Here is a 21,493-nt window from a genome sequence, read left to right as displayed (position 1 = left end):
GAAGACTTGGACCCCTTCCTGGGCAGTGGGAGCCCAAACGATCCGCACCGTCTCACTGGTGAATATCGTCCGCACCCGTATCCCTACAGTTGTAGTTCATCTGTCGCCAACGACCCGCTGGTTCAAGGTCATGCCTGAGTCCTGGGTCTAGCGGCTAACGGGCAGATGAGCCATCGTGGAGGCTATGACTGAGTCGACGTCTTACCAACCAAAGCAGGTCTACGAGTTGGAGGGCATGCTCGTGGCTCCGAGGCTAGGGGCCACATCCACATTTGAGGCCTATGTCGCCGCACGCGCCACCTTCATCGAGATCAACGATGACGCCCGGTGGAACCCCTGGGTCCACGAGGACCGCGCCTCTGAGGAACGTTCCGCGACGGCGGTATTGGAACAGTGGAGACGTGCGGAGCCCGCCTTCCGCCAGATGACAGACCAGGAGGTGAAGGAGATGCTGGATGAGAGTGGCCGTCGCAGCGACGCGGAATTCGCCGCCGACATAGCCCGCCAGAAGCGGGACAGGGAGCGGTACGACCCGGAGCGTGAACAGGCTCGCCTCTCACTCCTTGAACAGGAATCGATTCTGAGTCGGCAGCGCGAGGAAATGGTGGAGCTTGGTGCCGGTCGCTACCCTGCAATGAGCGACGAGCGACGGACCGCGAAGATCGCAGAAATCGAGCATGCAATCAACGACCGGGAGACACAGATCGCAACACTGGCGGCGATCGTCGCGGACCGTGAGGACGTCGTCGACGAGTATGGGTGCTTGCCAAAAGATCGGCGGAAGGCCGGCCTTCTCCACTACCAGCTGAACCGCGAACGCAAGGTACGCGAGCTGCGGGCGCGAATCCCAAAACTGAAGACCGGAGCCACGGAATCGAAGGACAGAACAGAACGCTCGAAGCTCCGCAGCGAACTACAAACGGCCGAGGCGAGCCTCGAGACCCTCCTGGCAGTCCCGCCCCTGAGCGAGGACGATATGTGCTCCGAGTGCGCACGGCCGGCATCACATCACGGCTGGATCTCACCACCCTACGACGGTCCCTGCCCGGCATGGCCCGGTTGGGCCGAACGGTTGAGGCAAGCTCGTGAGATTCTTTTCGCCACAGCCGAGCTCACAAAGCCGAAGAAGGAACCGGATTCGCAGAAGCCGCAGCCGATCGCTGTCCTGCCTTCGGGTCTTCCGATCGCCGAAGTAATCGCCACGCTCAGCGAGCTGCAGAACGAGCACCCGGACGCGATCGTCAAACGGGGCCGCGCGAACAAGTGGGAAATTTGGCCCGCCGACGCTTAATCGCTGCTTCCCCAGTCTTTGGACGGCGTGACCAACGCTCTCGATGGGTGAGTAAAGTTCATCCTGTGCCTCTACGTCTCGCTCCTTCCGCCCGCCCGCCTATTCCGTCAGACCCTGCAGCAGCTCTCAATCAAGTGCTGGACACTGGGGTGACTTGTGGTGACTCGTCCGAGTGGTTGCCCGCTCTACCGGCGGAAAGTAACGATGATGCAAACGACACACCTGGCTCGCTGATGGATGTGGGCTAGTGGCCTCTGTCAACGAAACCGTGGAAGCAATCGTTCAAGCCCCCACCTGGGATCAACGGGTTGCCCAGATCAGGCTCGTATCGCAGCGTCATGGAACAGCCGAGCATTCACGTATATTTGCTCAAGTCGCCCGCGAGGCATACGTTCCGCATCTGGCCCCAGATTTTGCGTACATCCATGAAGCACCTTTTTATGAAGCGCCGTATTTCCGTGCAGCGTATGTTGCGGCAGCCACAGCAACGAGCAACTTTACAGTCGTTGATGAAACAACGCTTTCGACGACGATAACCGATCATCCTCGAACCCTCCTGGTCTTCCGGACTATTCTCGGCCTAGCAAAAGCGGAGTTCGCGCAGGCGACAGTACTCGTGGCCGAAGCAACTGACAGGGCAGGTGTATCTGCAGGCAAGATCGACTCCATGGAACGCAATGGAGCGACCGCCACACCCGCCCAGGCAACGACGATTGCTCAGACGTTGACTCAAATCATGGACGGATCCTTGTTTGGTGATCCAGGAGGAGGACTGCGCTCCAAACAAGCCAAGATCGATACGGAAAACGGCTGGTCTTCTGCAAGCAACCTGGCGACAACCGGTGTGCCATACGCAGATTTCCTTCACCAGCGGCACTACGGGGGCGCTTATCGACAGGTCCTGGATGCGACGTCAACTAAGCGCGGCAATCTCATCGAGGACGCCGTGGAGCAACTCTTTCTGAACGCTGGCGTCCCGTACATACGCACCGGGGCACACGACCAAGCCGAAATAGCTCGAAGATTTGAACTTCAAGTACAACCCGCGCCGGACTTCGTGATCTTCGATGACTCGGGCAGCCTAAGGGGAATCCTCGAATGCAAACTTGTGAACGACGGCGGAACCGCCAGAGACAAGGCACTTCGTTTTGAGCGACTTCGAGGAGAGTCGATTCGACTTGGCGGAATCCCCTTGTTTGCCGTCCTCAGCGGAATGGGGTGGACACGTGTTAATGACACTCTCGGTCCCGTTGTTCGTGACACTGAGGGGCGGGTTTTTACGCTTGCGACCCTAGACCAAATGCTCACCGTCGCTCCTCTTCCCACGCTGGTGAATACCGCTCACCGTGGCTCCTCTTCCCACGCTAGTGAATACCCGTGACAATGGCTGATGCGGAAATTAGTTCAAAGACATCCAACGCCTAAAGCCGAAAGGCCAGGCGTAGCCGCGCCGTTTACCATGTCCGGGTAAAACATACGGCGCGCCATGATGGAGTTGGCCACGGGCCAGAGGGTCATTCAGCACTGTCCCGAAGCGGGAGTCAATAGCCTCCGCCGGAGCCACGTTTAATCTGTACGGTGATGGCATGGCATGGAAGCGGAGCACGGGAACGGCGATGACAGTGATGAGGGTCCGGCCGGTGGTCCCGGAGAAGAACATGGAGACGTGCAGGGTCTGCCAGGCCGCGAAGCGGTGGCCCTGCCGCGATCCGGAGACGCGCCGGCTGCTCTATGTCACGCACGCCACCTGGGAAGCACGCAACGGGAACAGGTGAAGGCGGCCTGCGATGCGGCTGCTGGAGGGCTAGGAGGGCTTGCCCAACGCCGGCCAACGGCCCAGCGGTGCTACCGCACCAGAGTGTCCCACTTCCTTGGGATTGGGACGCACTTTCCGCTGCCACTCCCCCAGACACAACCCCGGCGGCCTGGTGCCGTCTTGCATGGCATAGTGCGGGGCACCTAACCATGAGATATTGCAGCGAGCTAGGCGGCGTCCTGCTGCATCATTTCCCAGACTTCCTGGCGCGCCGCAGGGAAATCGAACTTCCTACCAGACATGAGCGACGTGACTCGATCGAGAGGCCACTCGGTCAGCGTGCCGTAGCGAGCCGAGAAGATGCCGATCCGGTCGATGTTGTACTGGTTTGAGTAGTCCAGCAGCGCATAGCCAAGAAGCTGATACACGCTATCGGCTTTTAGCGCGTCTGGGCGGAGTCCCGCCTTGTTCTTGGGGGCGAGGGTGGTCTTGATGTCGATTAGCAATCCACCCACGATGAGGTCTGCTTCCGCGGCGATGCGCTGAGTGGGGCCGAGCTTTGAGAGATCGAATGTGGGGCCGAGGCTAAAGGGACCTGTGAGGCTCGGAATGAGGCGTTCTTCGGAGAGCTCCCTCAATGCGACTAATTCAGCGACAGCGGCATTGTCGGCTTGTTCCAGCATCGTATCCACGGTGAAGTCGCCACTATGCACCAGGTCAGGTACGAGAGGAGCCCAGGCGGCACCTGCCCGGTATGCGCTGACACAGAGAGCGAGAGCCCAGGCGGACCGGGCGGCCAGCTCGCGGTCGTCAGAGTGACCGACGAGACTCGCCAGTTCGTTGACAACATGGTGGTAAGTATCGTTGAACGGATAGAGGATGAGTGCCGACATTGGTGTCTCGTCTGGCTCAAGGACTAGACGGACAATCAAATCGACAGCAGTTCCGACGTTGCTTGCGTTCGCGCCCAGAGAGTCGATGACGAGGTCGCCTGAATGCGCCTTGTACTCGGTCTGAAGCGGCTTCGCGTTGGGAAAGTTGGTACGGAGGTATCGACCGATAGAGGTCTTCGGGTCTTTGACGTCCTTGCTGAGCAGCCCTGTGGTGTTGTACATGTGTTGACCATAACTGGCAGGACCGACAGCGCCCGCCACAAACCATCTACACCTCGACACCCAGGGTGTCCCACTTCCTTGGAAAAGAGACATCCGTAGTGGAGCGTTCACGGGTGACCCGCGATGACACGCGAATCGCATGCCGCCACGTAACTTGGCCGTACCGTTTGTTGTCCCACAACCCTCGCCACAGTTACCCGTCGCAGTCGCAACTTTCGGTACGATGCAATGCATGGATTGGGCGGCGTGGCGCCTTCGATCTCATGTTCGGTCTACTCAGCTCCGCCCGGTCCTGGTCTTCGTCAGCCCACGCGGATGCCGTTGTCAGCGAGGAACTCGCGGGCACGGCCCATCTGGCGATCGGTGGAGAAGGCGTACCACTGGTCGTTGAGGTTCTGGCCGTGGATGAGATCGCGGAACCGGTAGAAGGCGCCTTTGCCCTCGATCGCCCGCTCCAGCCGCTCTCGGAGGGCCTCATCGGGCTGCCGCTCGGTGAAGGCTGCCATGTCCTGCCAGCCGTTCCGTGAACCGGCGCGGTTGAGTCGAAGCCAGCGCTCCTGCTCCTCCTCCACTTCGATGGCGGCGTCCTCCCCGACCATCATCGGGTCAGTGGCGGTCTCGTCGTACACCTGCCCAGTGCGCAGGTCGAGGTAGCCACCGATTGATAGGTCGGGATCGCCTTCCAGCACCATGCTGAGCATGTCGAGATCCACCGGGACCACTCGGCCTGGCAGCGGCTCGCGGCGCAGACCGGCCAGCAGGTCCTCGGCCAGCACCCGGTCACCGGCGCCGCCGCGTCGGCTCAGCCGGTTGATGACTGACAGTGCCACCGGCTCGGTCTCCTGGCGTCTCTGTTCCAGCGCCATTGGTATGCCGGCCCCCACCTGCTGCAGAGCGTCATCGATGTCGCATCCGGTTACCGTGGTCAGGAAGCAGGCCGCATCTGCCGCCGCGATGGCTTCACGCAACTCGGACAGGTCCAGCCCCGGCACCTGCACCGGAGCGGGCCAGGCATGCAGCAGCATCGGGTGCGGCCGGCCCGGTTTCCCCGGCGCCCGGCCCTCCCCGTCGTCGCCGGCCCACCGGCGCCCGTACTGGTCCGGGATGCTGCCCCAGCCCCAGTACGGCAACGGGACATAAGGCCGGACACCCAATACCTCCAGCGGGTCGACCTTCACCTCCCCGACCACACACCGGTGCATCCAGGCATCCCCGAGGTCGTACGTGAACTGAAACTCAGCCCCCGGCTCCACCATCCGGGCAACCTTGGCAACAGCAAAGTCAATCGGTGCAATGATCGGCCCGCCGATCGATCCGGCCATCTCGGCTCCCGTCTCCTCGTCAGTGATTACCCGGCCGTCGGCCAGGGTGAACATTGACAGGTGCGAGCGGTCCCACCGGGCGAAGGCATCGTTGATGGCATTGGCGAGGTCCATGAAGGTGTGCGACGGTCCGACCGCGAAGATACGCCCTGGCCACGGCCACAGCTCTTCACCACGTCCGCCGAGCAGTTCCACCGTCACCGATAACCAGGTTCGTGCCATATCCCAAGGATGGCATGCGGCGTAGCGGTGCCGTAGTCGCGTTACTGCAGGGTCGCCGCCCGTAGTGCCAAGTTGTGAAGGATCGTCCTTCGTGACGAAAATTGGTCGGCCGTGTGCCCTGGCAGTGGAGCCTAGGTCCCATCGGGCGGCGGGCGCTCTACCGCCTCAGATGGGCCGGTGGTCAGGGACCGGGGACAGGGCCAGAACCTCCCGGGCCCGTTCAAGCGCCGGCAGGCAAAGCCTGGCGATGCGTTCACGGCCCGCCGCCCGGTACAGGTCATAAGCCCATTCCAATTCAGCTGCCGCATCCCGGTATGAGGGCTTCATCAAAGAAACGCACACCGATCTCGTAACGGACCAGAGCCTCCCGCGCCGGTGACGAAGCAAGGCGCAGGGCCTCTTCCTGCAACAGCGCCGACTCATGCCACCGGTGCGAACGCCGGCAGGCATGGGCCAGCACCAGCAAGGGCCGGAACCGGTCCGCCGAACCAGCCAGCAGCACCCGGCCTTCGGCAAGTGCCTGCCCGTCACGACCCAGCAGGGACAGCGCCCAGACCCGCTCTAGGCTCGGATACTCCCCCAGCCTGGCGCTCATTGCCTGCCGGTCCACGACCACGTCCCGAAGCGTCATCGGGTCCGTGCGCCAGATCTCTGCGAGAGGAACCGCCAACCTGCCGCCGCCTACGAAGACGCCGGTCGTCATCAACTGCCAACTCAGCGCCATCATGATCCAAGGATTCCACACCCTGGGCTACCGCTTTTGTGGTGTACCTAGTTCAGTGCCGTGAGGCAGTACCACTAGTCCCACTTCCTTGAAACGGGGCATCCGTCGCTGACGGGCAAGGCGCTCCGTGCCACTATGCCTAGTCAATGTCAGAGGCTCCTGAGACACTGACTGTCAGGAACTCCTGACAGGAAAGGTCGGACCATGGGCTGGATTTCAAACGACAACAAACATGAGGGGTGGGCGGCCTGCGTCGCCCCCGATGGACGGTTATCTTCCTCGTCCTCAGGCGAAGGAAGGCTCATCAAGGGTATATCCGGGCGGTACAAGGTGGACAAGCTGATGACTGACTACGAAGTAGTCCCCGATGCAGAGATGATCGGCTGGCGTGGAGCCTGCGACTGCGGCTGGCAAGGCGAGATGTGGGAAAGAGTTACTTCCCCCGTGGACGCTGACTTCAGTAAGCGTCGGGACTACGTTGCCCTAGAGGATTTCGCTGACGCCTCCCAAGAGGTTGAAGACGCCATCCACGACGAGTGGAAAGCCCACATCGCCCCATCGGAAGCCATCCTGGGTGTAGAAGCAGCTGCGCGTGAACACAGTCAGGCCGGCCAGAGGTTGGATAAGACCGTTGCCGCAGCGAAGGCAGCCGGGGCCTCCTGGGCGGACATCGGCCGTGCAGTCGGCATCAGCCGACAATCGGCACACGAACGGTGGGCCGACAAATAAGAAACCCAAACCCCGAGCAGTCCGCTCGACTGCCTCTCGTGGTGGAACTGCATGGGACAACTAAGACATACCTCCGGAACCCGGGGACATAGGGTCGTGACAACTAGGATGTTTGAACAGATCCAATGCCTGGGGGAAATTTGCGCATCGAGAACGTCCGCTCCATTAAGAACTTCCGGATCTTCCAGGGCTGGAACTGCCCAAGCACATTCGCGGGATTCAGCGATATAAACCTGATCTATGCCAATAACGGCACAGGAAAGTCCACGTTGGCATCGCTGCTTTCGCCCTCACAATCCACGGACGGATGGGCAGCCGGCGTAACCCTTGAGGTGTCAGAACAGGGCGAACAAAACCGAGACGTCATTTCCGCTCAGGATCCCCTCTGGGAAAGAGTCTCGGTCTTTAACAAGGCTTATGTCGCAGAGTGCTTTGATTTTGAGGTGGGTGAAGCCAAGGCTTTGCTCGCGATAGGTAAGACAAACGTTGACCGGGAAAGGGACCTGCGCACTGCTCGGGTTCGCCTTGACGAATTGGCACGTGAAGCCCGGGCCCTGGAGAAAGTGGCGAAGCAGAAAGACGCCGCTCCGCAGACGATTCTGAAGAACATCGGCACGCTCGTTACTTCAACCCTAGGGGGCGTAGAGGGGTACGGACGTGGTTACAACGCTCGTACCGTGCTCAGCCGGCTCCCACAAGCGATGAAGGCTGAAGACAGGGCTACCTTCGAGGTCGAGGCGGAAATTGGGCGAGCACAAAGCACGTTCATCGCTCAAGTGCCATTGCCACGCTCGCCGGCTGTAAAGGACATATCCATCGAGACGCTGGGTAATGCGTTAGCAGTTGTACCCACCGCTCGCTTGGTGGATTCCTTGGCTTCACATCCAGACCACGCTGATTGGGTCCAGGAGGGCCTCGCGCTCCACGGAGACTCGACAACATGCCTGTTCTGCAACGGACCGTTGACGCAGCAACGTATGGAGGTTCTCAACAGACACTTTGATGAAAGCACAGTCGACCTACAGCGAGACCTCCGCAACATCACCAGCGACATAGAAGACCTGACGACGGCTCTGGTATCCCAACAGACAGGGTTTCCCGATTCAGGCCTCCTGTACCCGGAGTACCGAAAAGAGTACGACATCTTGCTTCGGAAGCTCATAGTCCAGGGCGACGAAACAACCCGGAATCTTGCCGCTCTGCAGGAGCTGGTTGACTTGAAATTGAAAAGCCTTCACCAAGTTTCCTCACTCCCCGAGCACTGGAAAGATAGACGATACTCCCTGCCGGATACGACCCAACTCCAGGAACTCATAGGCCGACACAACGAAAGAAGCCTCTCCTTCTCCACTGTGCGCAAGGCAGCATGCGAGCAGCTGGAAGCCTTCTGGATCGGCGAACAAGAAGATGCCTACGCCACAGCTCTTCGTGAATCCGAAGCTGCCAACAGTGCCGTGGAAATAAATTCCTCCGCAGTGAAGGCAACGCGGGACCAAATCATCGCACTCGAAAACGAAGAGCTTGATCCTGCGCCACCGGCTCAATGGCTAAACCAGAGGCTGCATACCCTGCTGGGCAGGTCAGACATCCGAATTGAACCTGCAGAGGACAACCGATACGCCATCTATAGGCACGGAGAGCCGGCCTTCAATCTAAGCGAGGGGGAATGCACAGCCCTAGCGTTGCTGTATTTCGTCAGAAGCCTCAGCACGCACGGCCGCAATCGCCGCGATCAGATCGTAGTGATAGACGATCCCGTTTCTAGCCTGGACGACAATTTCGCAGTCGGCGCTTCGAGCCTTCTATGGAGTGAACTGGTGCATCCGTCTGTGTGTGGCTGTGGCCGCCCCGTGGACTGCTCCTGCAACGAAAAGCCAACACGGGACTGTGGGCAAGTTTTCCTGATGACCCACAATTTCGAGCTATTTCGAATCTGGTCCAATCAGCTGGATCGTCTCCCAAACAACGCTCCAAGCTCGGGCCGTGCCTTCAAAATCCTCGAGCTGCAGGCCAAAGTCCAGAAGATTGACGTAGGAGTAGCCCGGCGCGTACCGACTTGGCGTGACTGGGGTTCAGATAAAACGAACAAAGCCCTGAGAACCCGCCTCCGTTCGGAATACCATTATCTCTTCTGGCGAGCCGCAACCACGTTGATCGATTGCGGCGACGAACCAACCATTGAACAAGAAATGGATGCCGCTGTCATCCTTCCAAACGTCTGCCGGCGTCTCTTGGAAGGCTTCCTCAGCTTTAGATTCCCGGCGAACATGGGCGATTTCAGGGTCCAGATGCAGGCGGCGATTGATTCCATGGACGACGGACTCACTCGCCAGAGGCTGGTTACATATCTCCATCAACACTCCCATCAGGAGCGAGTTGAAACTACTCGTGGTGTCAACAGACCGGAGGCGGTCCAGATCCTCCACGCGGTCTTTGAGCTCATAAGCAATGGAGACAGGAAACACTTCACGGCGATGTGTGGGGCTCTTAATCTGAACCCTGACCTCCTGGTGCAAAGGGCGCCCGGCAGAGCCAAGGAACTAGAAACCGCATAGACAGGACCGCTTAAGAGGACATCCGTGCCGGTGCCAAGACCTATGCCAAAATAGGGCCGCTAAGAGCGTGCAGTCCTGACTTTTGGGACGGCACGTTGACTCAGTGCCCTGGTCAGTGACGAGACGCTGACGCTGAGCCGCTGGGCGGTCTCCTTCAGGGTATGACCCTCGCTGCGCAGCTGCAGGGCAGTTTCAAGCTTCCCCTCCGTCATGGTGCGCGGCCGACCACCCAGCCGGCCGCGGGCCTTCGCCGCAGCCAGTCCGGCCTTTGTCCTTTCGGACAACCGGGAACGTTCGTACTCCGCCAGGGAAGCGAACATGTCAAAGATGAGCTTGCCGTGCGCGCTGGTGGTATCAAGCCACGGCTCAGTCAGGGAGCGGAAACCTATCCCCCGCTGCCCCAGCACGGTCACAATGTCTGCCAGGTCCGCCGTACTCCGGCCCAGCCTGGTGAGGTCGGCAACCATCAGGAGATTGCCTGGCTGCAGGTAGTCCAGGCACTCCATCCACCGTGCCCGGGCCTGCGTCGCCCCGGAAGCATATTCCTGGAACACGCGGACCGCGCCCGCCGACACCAGCGCATCAACTTGGGAATCCAAAGACTGCCCCCGGGTGCTAACCCTCGCATAGCCGATCACATTGCCCGACACGTCAAAAACCCTCCAACTAACGTTTTGACCAGCTTTCTTTTCGGAAACCAGTTTTGACCAACACTATTGGGGGCATTCGGGTCATTTTTCGGAGGCTTGCCATGAGCGGGTCAGAAACGGTCGTTTTTGAACTTGGTTTCCCGGGTCGTAAAGAATCACTCCCGCCCAGCCATGACAATCATCCGTGACCATTGACCCGCCACAGTCGAAGTGAGGGCTTGATCGCATCGCGATTATCCTTCGGAACCCCGCAGTCACGGACTCTGTCGGTCCGTGAGTCCGTGAGTCCGAATGTAGCAGCACGCCGGACCCCGGGCCGCCGAGACCCGAAACATCCAGACCCGTGAGTCTGTCAGTCCAAGAGCCAGTAAGCCTGTGAGTCTGTCAGTCTGGAAGCACGCGACTCACTGAGTCCGTCAGTCCGTGGGGCATGAGGCATGAGAACGTTGGCCGGACGCAGCTGCCGACCCACACTCCGTGACTTCGGAACTCACGTAGTCACGTACTCTGTCAGCCCGTGAGTCCGTCAGTGCGTGAGTGCGAATGTAGCAGCACGTCGGACCCTGGGCCGCCGAGACCCGAATCATCCAGCCCCATGAGTCTGTCAGTCCAAGAGCCAGTAAGCCTGTGAGTCTGTCAGTCTGGAAGCCCGCGACTCTCTGAGTCCGTGAGTCCGTCAGTGCGTCAGTCCGTGGGGCATGAGAACGTTGGCCGGACGCAGCTGCCGACCCACACTCCGTGACTTCGGAACTCACGCAGTCACGTACTCTGTCAGCCCGTGAGTGCGTGAGTGCGTGAGTGCGTGAGTGCGAATGTAGCAGCACGTCGGACCCTGGGCCGCCGAGACCCGAATCATCCAGCCCCATGAGTCTGTCAGTCCAAGAGCCAGTAAGCCTGTGAGTCTGTGAGTCTGTCAGTCTGGAAGCCCGCGACTCTCTGAGTCCGTGAGTCCGTCAGTGCGTCAGTCCGTGGGGCATGAGAACGTTGGCCGGACGCAGCTGCCGACCCACACTCCGTGACTTCGGAACTCACGCAGTCACGTACTCTGTCAGCCCGTGAGTGCGTGAGTGCGTGAGTGCGTGAGTGCGTGAGTGCGTGAGTGCGAATGTAGCAGCACGTCGGACCCTGGGCCGCCGAGACCCGAATCATCCAGCCCCATGAGTCTGTCAGTCCAAGAGCCAGTAAGCCTGTGAGTCTGTCGGTCTGGAAGCCCGCGACTCTCTGAGTCCGTGAGTCCGTCAGTGCGTCAGTCCGTGGGGCATGAGAACGTTGGCCGGACGCAGCTGCCGACCCAACACTCCGTGACTTCGGAACTCACGCAGTCACGTACTCCGTCAGTGCGTGAGTGCGTGAGTGCGTGAGTGCGAATGTAGCAGCACCTCGGACCCTGGGCCGCCGAGACCCGAAACATCCAGCCCCATGAGTCTGTCAGTCCAAGAGCCAGTAAGCCTGTGAGTCTGTCAGTCTGGAAGCCCGCGACTCACTGAGTCCGTCAACCCCTAGCGCCTGAGAACGTAGGACCAATGCAGCTCCATAAAGGGCCAAGTCGCTTCGTGGCATGAAACGACTGCCCGTTCCTGGCGCGGTTGAAGTGTTAGGAACGGCATCGTGGGGGAGTAGGCCCATTTGGCCTACCTGCATCATTAGTAACAGACTTACAGAGTTCCGGACTCATAGAGTGACAGAGAAACAAAGTCACTGAGTCTGTGCATCTACGGCGATTCTTCCGACAGAGGGGGAGTGGTGCTGGTAATTTTGGCGTAGCGCTTGCCGGCGACTGACAGATGTTCCCTACCTTTGATCGAACTAACCCATTTCCTCGGGTTGGTGGGGCTTAGGTGGGGCCCCAATCCCAAGTCGTTACGAGTGCCATGGAAATCCAAAATTAAGGAAGCACTCATGAGGGTCGTAGCTGTCGTCAACCAAAAAGGCGGCGCCGGAAAAACCACTACGGTGATGAATCTTGCCGCCGTTGCCGCACAGAGCTCGAAGGTGCTTGTCGTCGACGCCGACCCGCAGGGTTCAGTAACGATGTGGGCAACCAATGCAGAGGAACTCCCTGAAAAGGAACAGCTGCAGTTCGACGTGGCGACCGAGACGGATCCGGAAGCGCTCACACAAATGCGCAATCTTGACTACGACACGGTTTTCGTCGATACCCCTGGTAACTTGGAAAACATTCAGGTTCTCAAGGCCATCGTTGGCCAATCGGACTTCATCGTGATGCCTACAGAAGCCACTCCTTTGGCACTGCTGCCTCTCGTCTACACTTTCGAGAAGATAGTCCAGCCCTTCGGCCTGGACTACAGGGTCGTGATCACAAAGGCCGATTCGCGTTCACCGCAGGATGCGTTGGACGCACAGGACATGCTGCGAGAGCAGGGGATCCTCGTTTGCAACTCGTTTGTTCGCTCCTACAAGGCACACGAGCGGGCACCCATGTACGGGACGGTGGTTACTTCCTACGAAAAAACTCGCAACTCCGAGAAAGCAACTATGGATTACAAAGACGTCGCTCTGGAACTGTTTAGTCTCTGGGCCAAGACCAGGAAGGGCTGAACTCCATGGCACTAAAAGGTGGATTCAAAAACTTTGCTACCCAGACTCGGGAGATCAAGGAAGCCCCTCCTATTGACCTAGCTGGAGATGCTCCCACCCTCCACATTGTCCATGAGGCCGCTGCTTTGCATAACGGCTCAAAGGCACCCTCGACAGAAGAAGCTGCATCACCCATTCCGGCAGCTAACCCTGCACCGGAGTCCGATGGGGGAGTGACGTCGGAGATTGCGCCCATGCACGAGAACGGAATCGTGCATGCCACTTCGCCCCAAGCGGCAAAAGAAGTTGAGGGACCCGTTGTTTCGAGCCACACGCATTACACGGACCTGGTCCGCAAGGAATTGAGGCTGCACGCAGACCAGGCCGACGAGCTGACAGTACTTGCTACTAAGGTTCAACGCGCCCGGAGGGAAAAGGGCGAACGCATTACGGATAACACGCTGATCCGAGTTGCCGTGGACCTGTTGCTGGAGCGACAGAAGGAACTGGTCGGTTCAACTGAGGATGAGCTCCGCGTTGCGTTAGGCCTAACCCCACGGGCCTAAATATGCCCTAGATGTCACGCCCCGTGCCCGCGGCGAACCGCACGCTCCCTGCGGATCGGACACTGTTACCCTGTAAGTTCGTGATTGCCAGACCTACAGAGTACGTCAGTACCAGACTGCAGGTCTGGTTGAGCCCATCGGGATGGATCATCCAGCCCGTGTGAACGCCATGTCCGCGAGGGCCCACTCATCCGGTGGTCCCTCGAAGTCTTCCCAGGGATAGTCCTCACCGGGGGAGATGAGCTCGGCGACGGTATTGACATTCTTGGACAGCCACTCCTTCCAAAGGATTCGTTCTATCCGGTACCGCTGCAGCTGCGCGGCGACAGCTTCCATGACCCCGAAGTACTCGGCGAGATCCTTCAACGACGTCGCGGATACCACTGACCAGGCCCGCGTCATATCACGGACAATCATGTTCCACGCGGCCATTACTTCAAGCACTTCACTAACAGCCGTCCTGGAAAGCCCTGTCAGCCTAATGATTCCCGCTGTCGACAAGCCGGGGGAGTGCTCCAATGTCTCGTAAACAAAGGCGGCCGGTAGACCTAGCTCGCGGAACACCGGTCTCATGGCATGGATCTTCCCCTTCTGCCAGGTCATGTCCTCGGCGGCAGCTTTCACGTCCTCCGGCACGGTAAGCATGTAGAGATCTCCTTTGGTGCCGCGGCCTTCTTCGACCAGGGTGACCAAGCCGTCGCTCTCCCCGCGCAGCGCTCTCAAGTGGGATCCGACGGTCGTGTGGTCAAGTCCAGTAGCGATTGCAATGGACCTGACACCGAATTCAACGAACCTAGACGCCGTCATGTGAGCAGCTTCCCCAAGTGCTCTCAGCACCATTCTGCGTGCCAGTCCCGTCCTCGAATCGGTGTAGGCGTGCTCTTTCAGTCTGAGCGCACTTCGCCAGGTTCTGATGTGCTGGTGCTCTGCATCTGAATTCGTAGAGATCGAAGTTGCTTGTAACCCCTGGGCGTGTGTAGTTGGCTGGCTTGTGGGGGATTTACGTGCATTGTTCTTCCCTTCCCTGGACCCTGAGCTTTTCGCTACGTAAGTAACCGCCTCAAGCCAGTCGCGGCGCAGGGACTGGCTGCGGTGTCGGGAAGCGTAGCGAGCATAGAAGGAGGCCAGCCCGGGCCAGGTCCCCTGCATCATCCGGCGTTCTACATCTGTCAGTTCCATCCCGGCCGCCGCTGCTCCGACGAGGATTGCCTGCCGTGCATCTGAGTCGGTCGCGTAGCGGTTAGCGTCATAGAGTCCTGTTTGTGCCATTTGATGCATAACGCGGGACATCCGGCCGGTGGGGTGTTGAATTTTGGGTGCATCGACGTCCGTCGGTGTGAGCCTCTGTTCCAGCCGCAGCGCACGCACAGCGCTGATCTCCCCGACTAGGTCGGCATTCATGGCGGCCCATACGGAGGCCGAGTTGGGCCGGCGGGCGACGTCGTAAGCCATGCTGAGGCTCATGGCCAGTTCTTGGTGGCCACCGCGCTTGTGGGGAGAACCTGGAGTTCGTACGCAGCCGTGCAGAAGGTTTTGGTGCGGGGATTTATCCAGGCTCCGGTGACGGTTACCCAGGGCCTCAACAAGATCTCGGGCTTCCGAAAACGTGACTCGCTTCTCCAGCGGGATGTAAACGTGTCGGCCGCCGTTGGGGGAGTAGTCCTCAATCCACCGCGCACCGCACGAATGCAGCCAGGTCTGCACGGCGCGGACATCGGCTTCGACCCAGTCGATGCCCGCGACTGAGGAGTCAAAGTCAAGGAAGATCGCGGCGCACGTGCCATCCTTGCCGAAGATCCGGACTGCGGCAGGGAAGGACGGAAGGCCTGGGGTTAGCGTTCGTTCATGTTTCTGTGGGTAAGTCTTGCCGCCATCGCGGGAAAGGCGCATGCGAGGCTGCCCAGCAAGTAGGGGAGCTAGTGCGGCCCAAGCTTCGGCAGGACGGCATGGTGCCTGCGGCGCGCCCGGACTCTGTAAGTCTGTGCATGCGCGCATCTCGTGGGGTACGATGATGCTATTCCTCTCAAGGGATAGGAAGATGCCCGGACCGCAAGGCCCGAGTTGATTCTCAAGGACTCTCTACCTCGTCGCCGGCAAGCAAATAAGGTAGTGAGTCAAATGCTTAGAAGGCCCGCCTCGTGCGGGCCTTCGTCATTTAAGAGGCGATGCGGCCGATGGGCAGCTCCTCTTGATATTTCGGTTGGTCATGACGCCTTCGCCATGGGCAAGGTCTCATGGGTGTCGAGCGCTTCTAAGTCAATGGTCTGTAAGTGCTCATGGAGGAGCCTGGCCACTATGTCAGACCGAGTTTCAGCAGTAAGTTCTACGACTCGGCGTAGCTTATCTGCATCGGCCCTTGGAATCTTTGCCGTGACAACGTGACGGTCGCCTTTGTGCATGCGTGCCATGAGTCCTCCTAAATAGGGTGCTGGGACTACCCAATCGCAATTAGATTGCATTAAGTGGGATGCGGCGCGTCGGCGTGTCGGGGCTTCAGTCCTGGATGGACTTAGCCCCAGAGTTTGACCCAGTGCGGCGTACCTCTGCTCCACCTGCGATGTCAGGAGGCTGTAGCGGACGCGCGTGCCGCTCCGTTCCTCCGATGCCGGTGGGTCCTGCAACACCACTCCTTCCTCTGCCAGCAACTGAAGGTTATTCTTCGCAGAGAACCTGTAGGTCTACAGGTCCTGACGCGGTGGCGCCTAGTGCTCCTTCAAAATACCAAGCCACCGAAAGACTACATACATGCTCCGCACATGCACAACTCACTGCCTGCACCCTGCGGTAGGCATCGGGTAACATCTCTTGTGTCAGCTGCCCGCCCGCCCTAAGTGGCGGCCTAGACAAGTGGCTGAGCTTGGCTAAGGAGCTGTATAGATGGCAGATGGGGGCCGCAGCGTGTTTCTTACGCAGCAACAGAAGAAAGAGCGGCTAGCGGATCGCATGGGCATCCTGGTGGATATCTGGGAGGCAGATAACAACACTGCGCTCATTTACCCTCATGTCGAAGAAGCACTTTCCGCCCACGGAATCCACCTATCGCGGACACGGTGGTCCTACTTGATCAATGGCACTGGCAGCCTGGTGACGGATCAAGAACTGCTGAAGGGCATAGCAGAGTTCGTTTTTGCCATACCGGCCAGTTATCTGTGTGATCTCAACAGCGAGACTCCTCCCGAGGTAGAAGCGCGCATGGAATTCCTTGTGCAGATGCGGAAGCTCAAAGTGAAGAACTTTGCAGCGAGAAACCTGGGGGCCACCTCGCCAGAAACACTGAGGACGATCACCAGGATCATCGATGCATCGATGAAAGGCGACGAGTGAATGGCTCTCCCGCCGGTCCCGGAAAAGGTCCGGGAGTTATGCGGAGACGGCACGACGTCGATGAAGGAAGTTATCGACCGCTTGACCGTGATCTGTGAGAAGCCGATCAATCTGATCGAGTACAAGGAATCCTGGGGTGCGCTGACGGCCTTCAAAGCCGAATTTGAAGATCGCATAAACGTCTATTTCCCCCCGCAGAAGTCGCGGCAATACAAACTCCACTGCATCTACCACGAGCTCGGACACATCTACTTGGAGAGCTTTCGGATTCCCCTGGCTCTGCCGGATCTCTCTGAAGAGATGCTGAGGGAAACCGCGGACGCAATTAGCGTTACCTGCCGGTCCGTTCCGAATCATCCTGTCGAACGGTGGGTGGAGGATTTCGCTTTCGAGATGTCGAAGAAGACCCGTGCACGCAGCTCGTCCGATCCTGATCCTTTCCTCAGCTAGACCATGAAACTGTTGCTCTTTGCACTGCTAAGTGCCCTATGCCTCCTTCGGATCCCCTCGGTGGTGAAGGTGGCGGAATCCCGGGCGTCGTGGCTGGCCTCGATGTTCGGCCTGACGGCGCTCTATGTCCTAGGGACGGTCACACCGCTAGAGGTTATCGACAGCTACCTCGGTGGCATCAACGTGACGAACCTGCTTCAAGCCATCTTCGCGCTACTAGCGATCTTCTTCTTCAACGACAGCGTGCGGCGGTTAGCGAACGTACCAGTCAGCAGGACTTACTACGCCCCGTTCCTGAGCATTCCCATCATGATTGTCAGCTTCGCCCTGATTGAGGACAAAGCTCCAACGGCTGCGGGCTTCATTGATTCCCGCATGGACCAGCTCGCAACTGCCACGTACAGCGGCACGTACATGCTCGCGTTGTTGTTCACCGTGCTCAGGATCATCTACATGCTTCGGCACAAGGCGAGGGGCCCGTACGCAACATTCTCAGCGGGCCTGCTCGTGGTTGCGGCGGCTTGTTCGTGCCACATTACGTACGTGGTGCTGTTCCATTTCTCGCCCTGGGACGCCTTCGCCCAAGCGATCGGATCCTGGTTTGACCGCCTTTTCTATTTAGGCCTCTCGGTGACGGCTGCGGGGTGGCTGATTCTTTTCCTGTCGAAGCAGCTCCCGAAGTTGCGGCTCTGGATGATCGATGCGCTCTGGCTTACTGCGTTGAGGACCCGGGTAAATGCAGATCAATCCCGAGTCAGCCCGGCGTGGGACCTTTTCAATGAAACGCTCGAAAACGGGGTCTACAAAAGCCTCATCGTTCTGCACAACTACCAGAGGGGGAACATGACGATGTTCCCGGAGTCTGTTCAGAGCAGAATCAGCCAAATTGAGGCCAAGCTAGACGCACAGACCTAGCCCTGCTGAGCCAAGATCGTTTTGCTGACCCAAGCCGTCAGTTCGTTGGAGAAGGTACAAGGAGAGGCGTTCCACTCTTGGGTATGATGCGCCTCAGGTAGGGGAATCAGGGTGACGGTGTCAGGATTCGCGCGTTGGAACGCCGCCGAGATCTCCCAGGGAACCTCTTGATCTGTGTAGGAGTGCAAGACCAGCGTCGGGACTGCCACACGGTTAGGTACATCGACCCATTCAAGTGCATCGAAATTGATCGGTTCCTCCAACCCGAGCATCCTCGCGAACGGGGGTGCCTGCAGCAGGCACATGACAAGGCCGGCCCCAATCGCCGGCACGCCCGCCCGCGCCGCCCCCGCCGTGATGGTCTTGCGCCAGCTCGTGACCGGCCCTACCAGGACGACTCCGACGATCCGGTCCCGGTAAGCGCTGCGCTCCGCTGTCAGCAGCGCGATGGTGCCACCCATTGACCAGCCCGAGAGGATGATCCGCCTGGCTCCATGAGCCACTGCGTAGGCCACGGCGCTGTCCACGTCACGCCATTCGGTTTGCCCAAGGTGGCTCGATTCGGCCTGTGGTGGGCTGACCTCCTGGTCGCTGCGGAATGACGGAACCAAGGAGGTAAATCCCAGGGGACTGAAAGCGTGGACGTCCCGAAACATGATCGAGCGGTCTGTCCAGCTGCCATGGATATGGATCACCCATGTGTCGGTGTTCTTTCCTTGGAATAGCCATGCAGGCGCCGCGCCGTAGGCTGTGGGGATCTGCACCTCTTCGAACCGTCCGGCCACCGCAGAGGGTTCGAAGAACACATCGGGGGTCCAATCGACCAGGGGGCCCAGGCGTGCCGGCCCGGCACCCGAAGGATGAATTAGCCGCTCCACGTATTTCTGATCCTCATCGATCAGTGTGACCTCGCCGACTCTCGTGTAGCTCTCGGCCACAGGGTCGAACACGCCAAAGTCGCCCAGGGCTTTGGTGTAGTCGTCCAAATCGATGCGGACTCTGCGGCCATCATCTGTCAATTCGGCACGACGGTAGTCCTTTGGTCCCCGTTTAACGATCTTGCGGGCCATAACAACCGCGAATCCAGATAGTGCGGCTGCCGGTACAAAGAACGCCAGGCCGACCAGGCCCCGCCGTGTCGTCTGCATTTGGTCTCACCCTCCCGCCGCGTTCCAGGGCGAGGAACGAAGCCAAATCATCGTAACGTCACCTCAGCCCCTGATATATGAACAATTCATGCCCACTACAGGCGTTGCACATGTTCACTACAGGCATGTATCGTTGATTGAGCGAGCCGACGCGTGAGCATCGAAGGGGGAGTCACGTGATCAGCGTTGAGCGGCGGCCGAAGCCACCAGCCGAAACGAGGGGATTTCACATGGAGACGCTGCTCGTTTCGAGGAACTGGCCCGTGTCCGAAGATCCACTGCTCCATGGAGTTCCCCTCACGCGCGCAACACGGCCCCCAATAAACCTCAAAGATTCCTGGTTTCGAACCAACGGGATCAGGCGGACTTCCTAGTGCGTATCGCTGCAGCTGGGGCAGGAAAAGCGTTTCGAAAAGTCGTCGTTCCTGTTGCCGCTACAACTGCCCTGGCACTCGGTTTTGTTGTCGTGGTCCTCGATGACGGAGGGACTCCGGCACTGGCAGCCTCGGCGTGCGTGGCTCCAGGGACGGCGGCGGCGTCATCTGCCGCACCCGTTCCCGGCAGCCCGGTGGCTGGAGTCGATGCGGAGCAGATGAAGAATGCCGCGGCGATCCTGAAAGCGGCGTCGGACCTGGGTCTTCCGGTGGCGGCTCAGCTGATCGGTGTTCAGGCTTCCATTGGTGAGTCCACGCTGCGGGTCATTGATTTCGGTGACGGTGCCGGCCCGGATTCCCGCGGTTTGTTCCAGCAGCGCGATAACGGCGCGTGGGGTTCTTACGAGGACCGAATGGATCCGCACATCAGTGCCACGAACTTCTTCAAGGCGTTGCAGCGTTTGGAAGGCTGGGAGTCGCTGGAGCCTACGATCGCCATCCACCGGGCACAGCGGAACTCGGATCCGAACCACTACACCCAGTTCCGTCCCACGGCTACGGAAATCGTCAAAGCCCTCGGAGGCGAAACAGCCGCTCTGGTGGATCCTTCGGGCGTGTGCCCCGGCGCCGGCAACGAGGTCGTGGGGGACCTGGCTGGCAAGTGGGTCAGGCCGATGGTCGACGCGATCAACACCAGTGGATACGGGCCGCGCGCCGCTCCAGCCGGTACGGCTGGGGGAGTGCTGGCCAACTTTCACTACGGGATCGACTTCGCCACTCCAGGCGACGCCGGAACCATCGTCGCCGTTACGGACATGAAGATCGTGAAGGTCCGGAACCTCGATGGACTTTTCGGCACGGGCGTGACAGGCCAGACCACGGACGGCAAGCTCACGATCGGCATGTACCACATGGAGGCCGGCTCGGTCCGGGTTAAGGAAGGCGACACCGTTGCCGCCGGGACCCCGCTGGGCACAGAGGGCGCGACCGGCAACGTCACCGGCCGGCACCTGCATATGGAGTTTTACGCCGGGGCGCTCCCGAACCCGATGATCCCCATCAACGCCACCATCGATCCGACACCGATCCTCAAAGAGAAGGGCATCCTCTGATGCGTAAACTCGCGGTTTTCCCGGCCCTCATGGCCGGCACGCTTCTGCTGGGTGGCTGTGTTGGCGAACCAGCATCCAACACTGCCAGTGCGCCTCCTGCCGCGTCAGCTACAGCTACCCCGGGCGGTGGAGAGGCCAGCGGCGAGCACTCGGTCGATGACGGCCACGCAACGGAACACTACGAAGGCCCCAATGTCACTTGGGACGCAAGCTCGGAGGCCAGGGCCAGGGAAACGGCCGCGAAGGCCATGAAACTGTTCGGGCGGCCCGACGTCCCGGAAACGACGTGGTTCGCCGAGCTGGAGCCGCTGCTGGCCATCGAGTACAAGGAAGACGCCAGGTATATCGACCCGGCCCGGATCCCCTACTCCACCGTCACGGATGGTCCCTCGATCAGCCGGGAAGCGCAGAACCCCATGACCGTCACGGCATCCTTCTATACCAACGAAGGCCCTTGGGACATGATGCTCCACCGCATCGGCCAGGACGATCCATGGCTTGTGACCTCCATCAGTCCCAAGGTCGCCCAGTGAACGCCGTACAGGCTCTGGGTCTGGATGAGTTCGGCACAGCACCGCTGTTCACGGATCCACTCGCGCCGGCGGTGCAGCCGGTGAGTCCGGAGCCCCCACCAGGTGGGCCGGAACCGGTCAGATTCCGGGAAGCAGCCCCACAGATTTCCACCTCTCAGCACACCACGAA

General features: G+C 59.7%; 18 protein-coding genes. 12 read left to right on the top strand and 6 right to left on the bottom strand.

Going from position 1 to position 21,493, the window contains the following annotated elements; all coding sequences use genetic code 11:
* Nucleotides 1-184 precede the first annotated feature (184 nt).
* The 3 genes from MUN23_RS22630 to MUN23_RS22620 all read left to right on the top strand — a co-directional run bounded on the left by MUN23_RS22630 (nucleotide 185) and on the right by MUN23_RS22620 (nucleotide 3,066).
* Complete coding sequence (locus MUN23_RS22630) at nucleotides 185-1,291, top strand: hypothetical protein (protein WP_248761302.1); 1,107 nt, start codon at nucleotides 185-187, stop codon at nucleotides 1,289-1,291.
* A 247-nt stretch (nucleotides 1,292-1,538) separates the two neighbouring features.
* Complete coding sequence (locus MUN23_RS22625) at nucleotides 1,539-2,672, top strand: hypothetical protein (RefSeq protein WP_248761301.1); 1,134 nt, start codon at nucleotides 1,539-1,541, stop codon at nucleotides 2,670-2,672.
* Between the two features lie 205 nt (nucleotides 2,673-2,877).
* A complete protein-coding gene (locus tag MUN23_RS22620; RefSeq protein WP_248761300.1) occupies nucleotides 2,878-3,066 on the top strand; it encodes a hypothetical protein in 189 nt (62 codons plus the stop codon).
* A 208-nt stretch (nucleotides 3,067-3,274) separates the two neighbouring features.
* Here the strand turns inward: MUN23_RS22620 and MUN23_RS22615 are convergent, their stop codons facing one another.
* The 3 genes from MUN23_RS22615 to MUN23_RS22605 form a co-directional block, all read right to left on the bottom strand.
* Nucleotides 3,275-4,162, bottom strand: coding sequence for a hypothetical protein (locus tag MUN23_RS22615; protein WP_248761299.1), 888 nt, complete (start codon nucleotides 4,160-4,162; stop codon nucleotides 3,275-3,277).
* A gap of 302 nt (nucleotides 4,163-4,464) precedes the next feature.
* Nucleotides 4,465-5,706 (bottom strand): UPF0158 family protein, encoded by a 1,242-nt coding sequence (locus tag MUN23_RS22610; protein ID WP_248761297.1) that lies wholly within the window; start codon nucleotides 5,704-5,706, stop codon nucleotides 4,465-4,467.
* A gap of 295 nt (nucleotides 5,707-6,001) precedes the next feature.
* Nucleotides 6,002-6,433, bottom strand: a complete 432-nt coding sequence (locus MUN23_RS22605) for a hypothetical protein (RefSeq protein WP_248761296.1) — start codon at nucleotides 6,431-6,433, stop codon at nucleotides 6,002-6,004.
* A 201-nt stretch (nucleotides 6,434-6,634) separates the two neighbouring features.
* On the opposite strand from MUN23_RS22605, the gene MUN23_RS22600 reads away from it, so the two are divergent.
* Both MUN23_RS22600 and MUN23_RS22595 read left to right on the top strand, forming a co-directional pair.
* Nucleotides 6,635-7,159: a hypothetical protein gene (locus tag MUN23_RS22600; protein WP_248761294.1), complete on the top strand. Its 525-nt coding sequence runs from the start codon at nucleotides 6,635-6,637 to the stop codon at nucleotides 7,157-7,159.
* 140 nt (nucleotides 7,160-7,299) lie between these two features.
* The gene (locus MUN23_RS22595; protein ID WP_248761293.1) at nucleotides 7,300-9,714 is read left to right on the top strand and encodes an AAA family ATPase; all 2,415 of its coding nucleotides are present in this window, start codon (nucleotides 7,300-7,302) and stop codon (nucleotides 9,712-9,714) included.
* A gap of 59 nt (nucleotides 9,715-9,773) precedes the next feature.
* Here MUN23_RS22595 and MUN23_RS22590 read toward each other — a convergent pair whose 3' ends face one another.
* Nucleotides 9,774-10,364, bottom strand: a complete 591-nt coding sequence (locus MUN23_RS22590; RefSeq protein ID WP_248761291.1) for a recombinase family protein — start codon at nucleotides 10,362-10,364, stop codon at nucleotides 9,774-9,776.
* A 1,899-nt stretch (nucleotides 10,365-12,263) separates the two neighbouring features.
* Here MUN23_RS22590 and MUN23_RS22585 point away from each other — a divergent pair.
* Together MUN23_RS22585 and MUN23_RS22580 are read left to right on the top strand one after the other, a co-directional pair.
* Entirely contained in the window at nucleotides 12,264-12,923 is a 660-nt protein-coding gene (locus tag MUN23_RS22585; protein ID WP_131135335.1) for a ParA family protein, read from the top strand.
* A gap of 233 nt (nucleotides 12,924-13,156) precedes the next feature.
* Entirely contained in the window at nucleotides 13,157-13,468 is a 312-nt protein-coding gene (locus MUN23_RS22580) for a hypothetical protein (RefSeq protein ID WP_248761289.1), read from the top strand.
* A gap of 147 nt (nucleotides 13,469-13,615) precedes the next feature.
* Here MUN23_RS22580 and MUN23_RS22575 read toward each other — a convergent pair whose 3' ends face one another.
* Nucleotides 13,616-15,463 carry a helix-turn-helix domain-containing protein gene (locus MUN23_RS22575; RefSeq protein WP_248761288.1) on the bottom strand — a complete coding sequence of 616 codons (1,848 nt, stop codon included), beginning with the start codon at nucleotides 15,461-15,463 and terminating at the stop codon, nucleotides 13,616-13,618.
* Between the two features lie 882 nt (nucleotides 15,464-16,345).
* On the opposite strand from MUN23_RS22575, the gene MUN23_RS22570 reads away from it, so the two are divergent.
* The 3 genes from MUN23_RS22570 to MUN23_RS22560 are packed head-to-tail and all read left to right on the top strand — an operon-like array spanning nucleotide 16,346 to nucleotide 18,157.
* On the top strand, nucleotides 16,346-16,792 hold the full coding sequence (locus tag MUN23_RS22570) for a hypothetical protein (protein WP_131135332.1): 447 nt from the start codon (nucleotides 16,346-16,348) through the stop codon (nucleotides 16,790-16,792).
* A complete protein-coding gene (locus MUN23_RS22565) occupies nucleotides 16,793-17,242 on the top strand; it encodes a hypothetical protein (RefSeq protein ID WP_104062328.1) in 450 nt (149 codons plus the stop codon).
* 3 nt (nucleotides 17,243-17,245) lie between these two features.
* Nucleotides 17,246-18,157, top strand: a complete 912-nt coding sequence (locus tag MUN23_RS22560; protein ID WP_248761286.1) for a hypothetical protein — start codon at nucleotides 17,246-17,248, stop codon at nucleotides 18,155-18,157.
* Here MUN23_RS22560 and MUN23_RS22555 read toward each other — a convergent pair.
* Nucleotides 18,154-19,305 carry a S9 family peptidase gene (locus tag MUN23_RS22555; protein WP_248761284.1) on the bottom strand — a complete coding sequence of 384 codons (1,152 nt, stop codon included), beginning with the start codon at nucleotides 19,303-19,305 and terminating at the stop codon, nucleotides 18,154-18,156. The genes MUN23_RS22560 and MUN23_RS22555 overlap by 4 nt on opposite strands.
* 373 nt (nucleotides 19,306-19,678) lie before the next feature.
* On the opposite strand from MUN23_RS22555, the gene MUN23_RS22550 reads away from it, so the two are divergent.
* Both MUN23_RS22550 and MUN23_RS22545 read left to right on the top strand, forming a co-directional pair.
* On the top strand, nucleotides 19,679-20,791 hold the full coding sequence (locus MUN23_RS22550) for a M23 family metallopeptidase (protein WP_371875954.1): 1,113 nt from the start codon (nucleotides 19,679-19,681) through the stop codon (nucleotides 20,789-20,791).
* Complete coding sequence (locus MUN23_RS22545; RefSeq protein ID WP_248761282.1) at nucleotides 20,791-21,324, top strand: hypothetical protein; 534 nt, start codon at nucleotides 20,791-20,793, stop codon at nucleotides 21,322-21,324. Before MUN23_RS22550 ends, MUN23_RS22545 begins: the two co-directional genes overlap by 1 nt.
* Nucleotides 21,325-21,493 lie beyond the last annotated feature (169 nt).

Origin of the sequence: Pseudarthrobacter sp. SSS035, from assembly GCF_023273875.1 — a bacterium.
GTDB lineage: Bacteria > Actinomycetota > Actinomycetes > Actinomycetales > Micrococcaceae > Arthrobacter.
This window is presented reverse-complemented; position numbering and strand designations above follow the sequence as displayed.

Excerpts from the sequence above, each read along its gene's own strand:
- MUN23_RS22630 (WP_248761302.1), top strand. The coding sequence starts at position 185 with ATGACTGAGTCGACGTCTTACCAACCAAAGCAGGTCTACGAGTTGGAG.
- MUN23_RS22620 (WP_248761300.1), top strand. The coding sequence starts at position 2,878 with ATGGCATGGAAGCGGAGCACGGGAACGGCGATGACAGTGATGAGGGTC.
- MUN23_RS22615 (WP_248761299.1), bottom strand. The coding sequence starts at position 4,162 with ATGTACAACACCACAGGGCTGCTCAGCAAGGACGTCAAAGACCCGAAG.
- MUN23_RS22610 (WP_248761297.1), bottom strand. The coding sequence starts at position 5,706 with ATGGCACGAACCTGGTTATCGGTGACGGTGGAACTGCTCGGCGGACGT.
- MUN23_RS22605 (WP_248761296.1), bottom strand. The coding sequence starts at position 6,433 with ATGATGGCGCTGAGTTGGCAGTTGATGACGACCGGCGTCTTCGTAGGC.
- MUN23_RS22600 (WP_248761294.1), top strand. The coding sequence starts at position 6,635 with ATGGGCTGGATTTCAAACGACAACAAACATGAGGGGTGGGCGGCCTGC.
- MUN23_RS22585 (WP_131135335.1), top strand. The coding sequence starts at position 12,264 with ATGAGGGTCGTAGCTGTCGTCAACCAAAAAGGCGGCGCCGGAAAAACC.
- MUN23_RS22580 (WP_248761289.1), top strand. The coding sequence starts at position 13,157 with ATGCACGAGAACGGAATCGTGCATGCCACTTCGCCCCAAGCGGCAAAA.
- MUN23_RS22575 (WP_248761288.1), bottom strand. The coding sequence starts at position 15,463 with ATGCGCGCATGCACAGACTTACAGAGTCCGGGCGCGCCGCAGGCACCA.
- MUN23_RS22570 (WP_131135332.1), top strand. The coding sequence starts at position 16,346 with ATGGCAGATGGGGGCCGCAGCGTGTTTCTTACGCAGCAACAGAAGAAA.
- MUN23_RS22565 (WP_104062328.1), top strand. The coding sequence starts at position 16,793 with ATGGCTCTCCCGCCGGTCCCGGAAAAGGTCCGGGAGTTATGCGGAGAC.
- MUN23_RS22560 (WP_248761286.1), top strand. The coding sequence starts at position 17,246 with ATGAAACTGTTGCTCTTTGCACTGCTAAGTGCCCTATGCCTCCTTCGG.
- MUN23_RS22555 (WP_248761284.1), bottom strand. The coding sequence starts at position 19,305 with ATGCAGACGACACGGCGGGGCCTGGTCGGCCTGGCGTTCTTTGTACCG.
- MUN23_RS22545 (WP_248761282.1), top strand. The coding sequence starts at position 20,791 with ATGCGTAAACTCGCGGTTTTCCCGGCCCTCATGGCCGGCACGCTTCTG.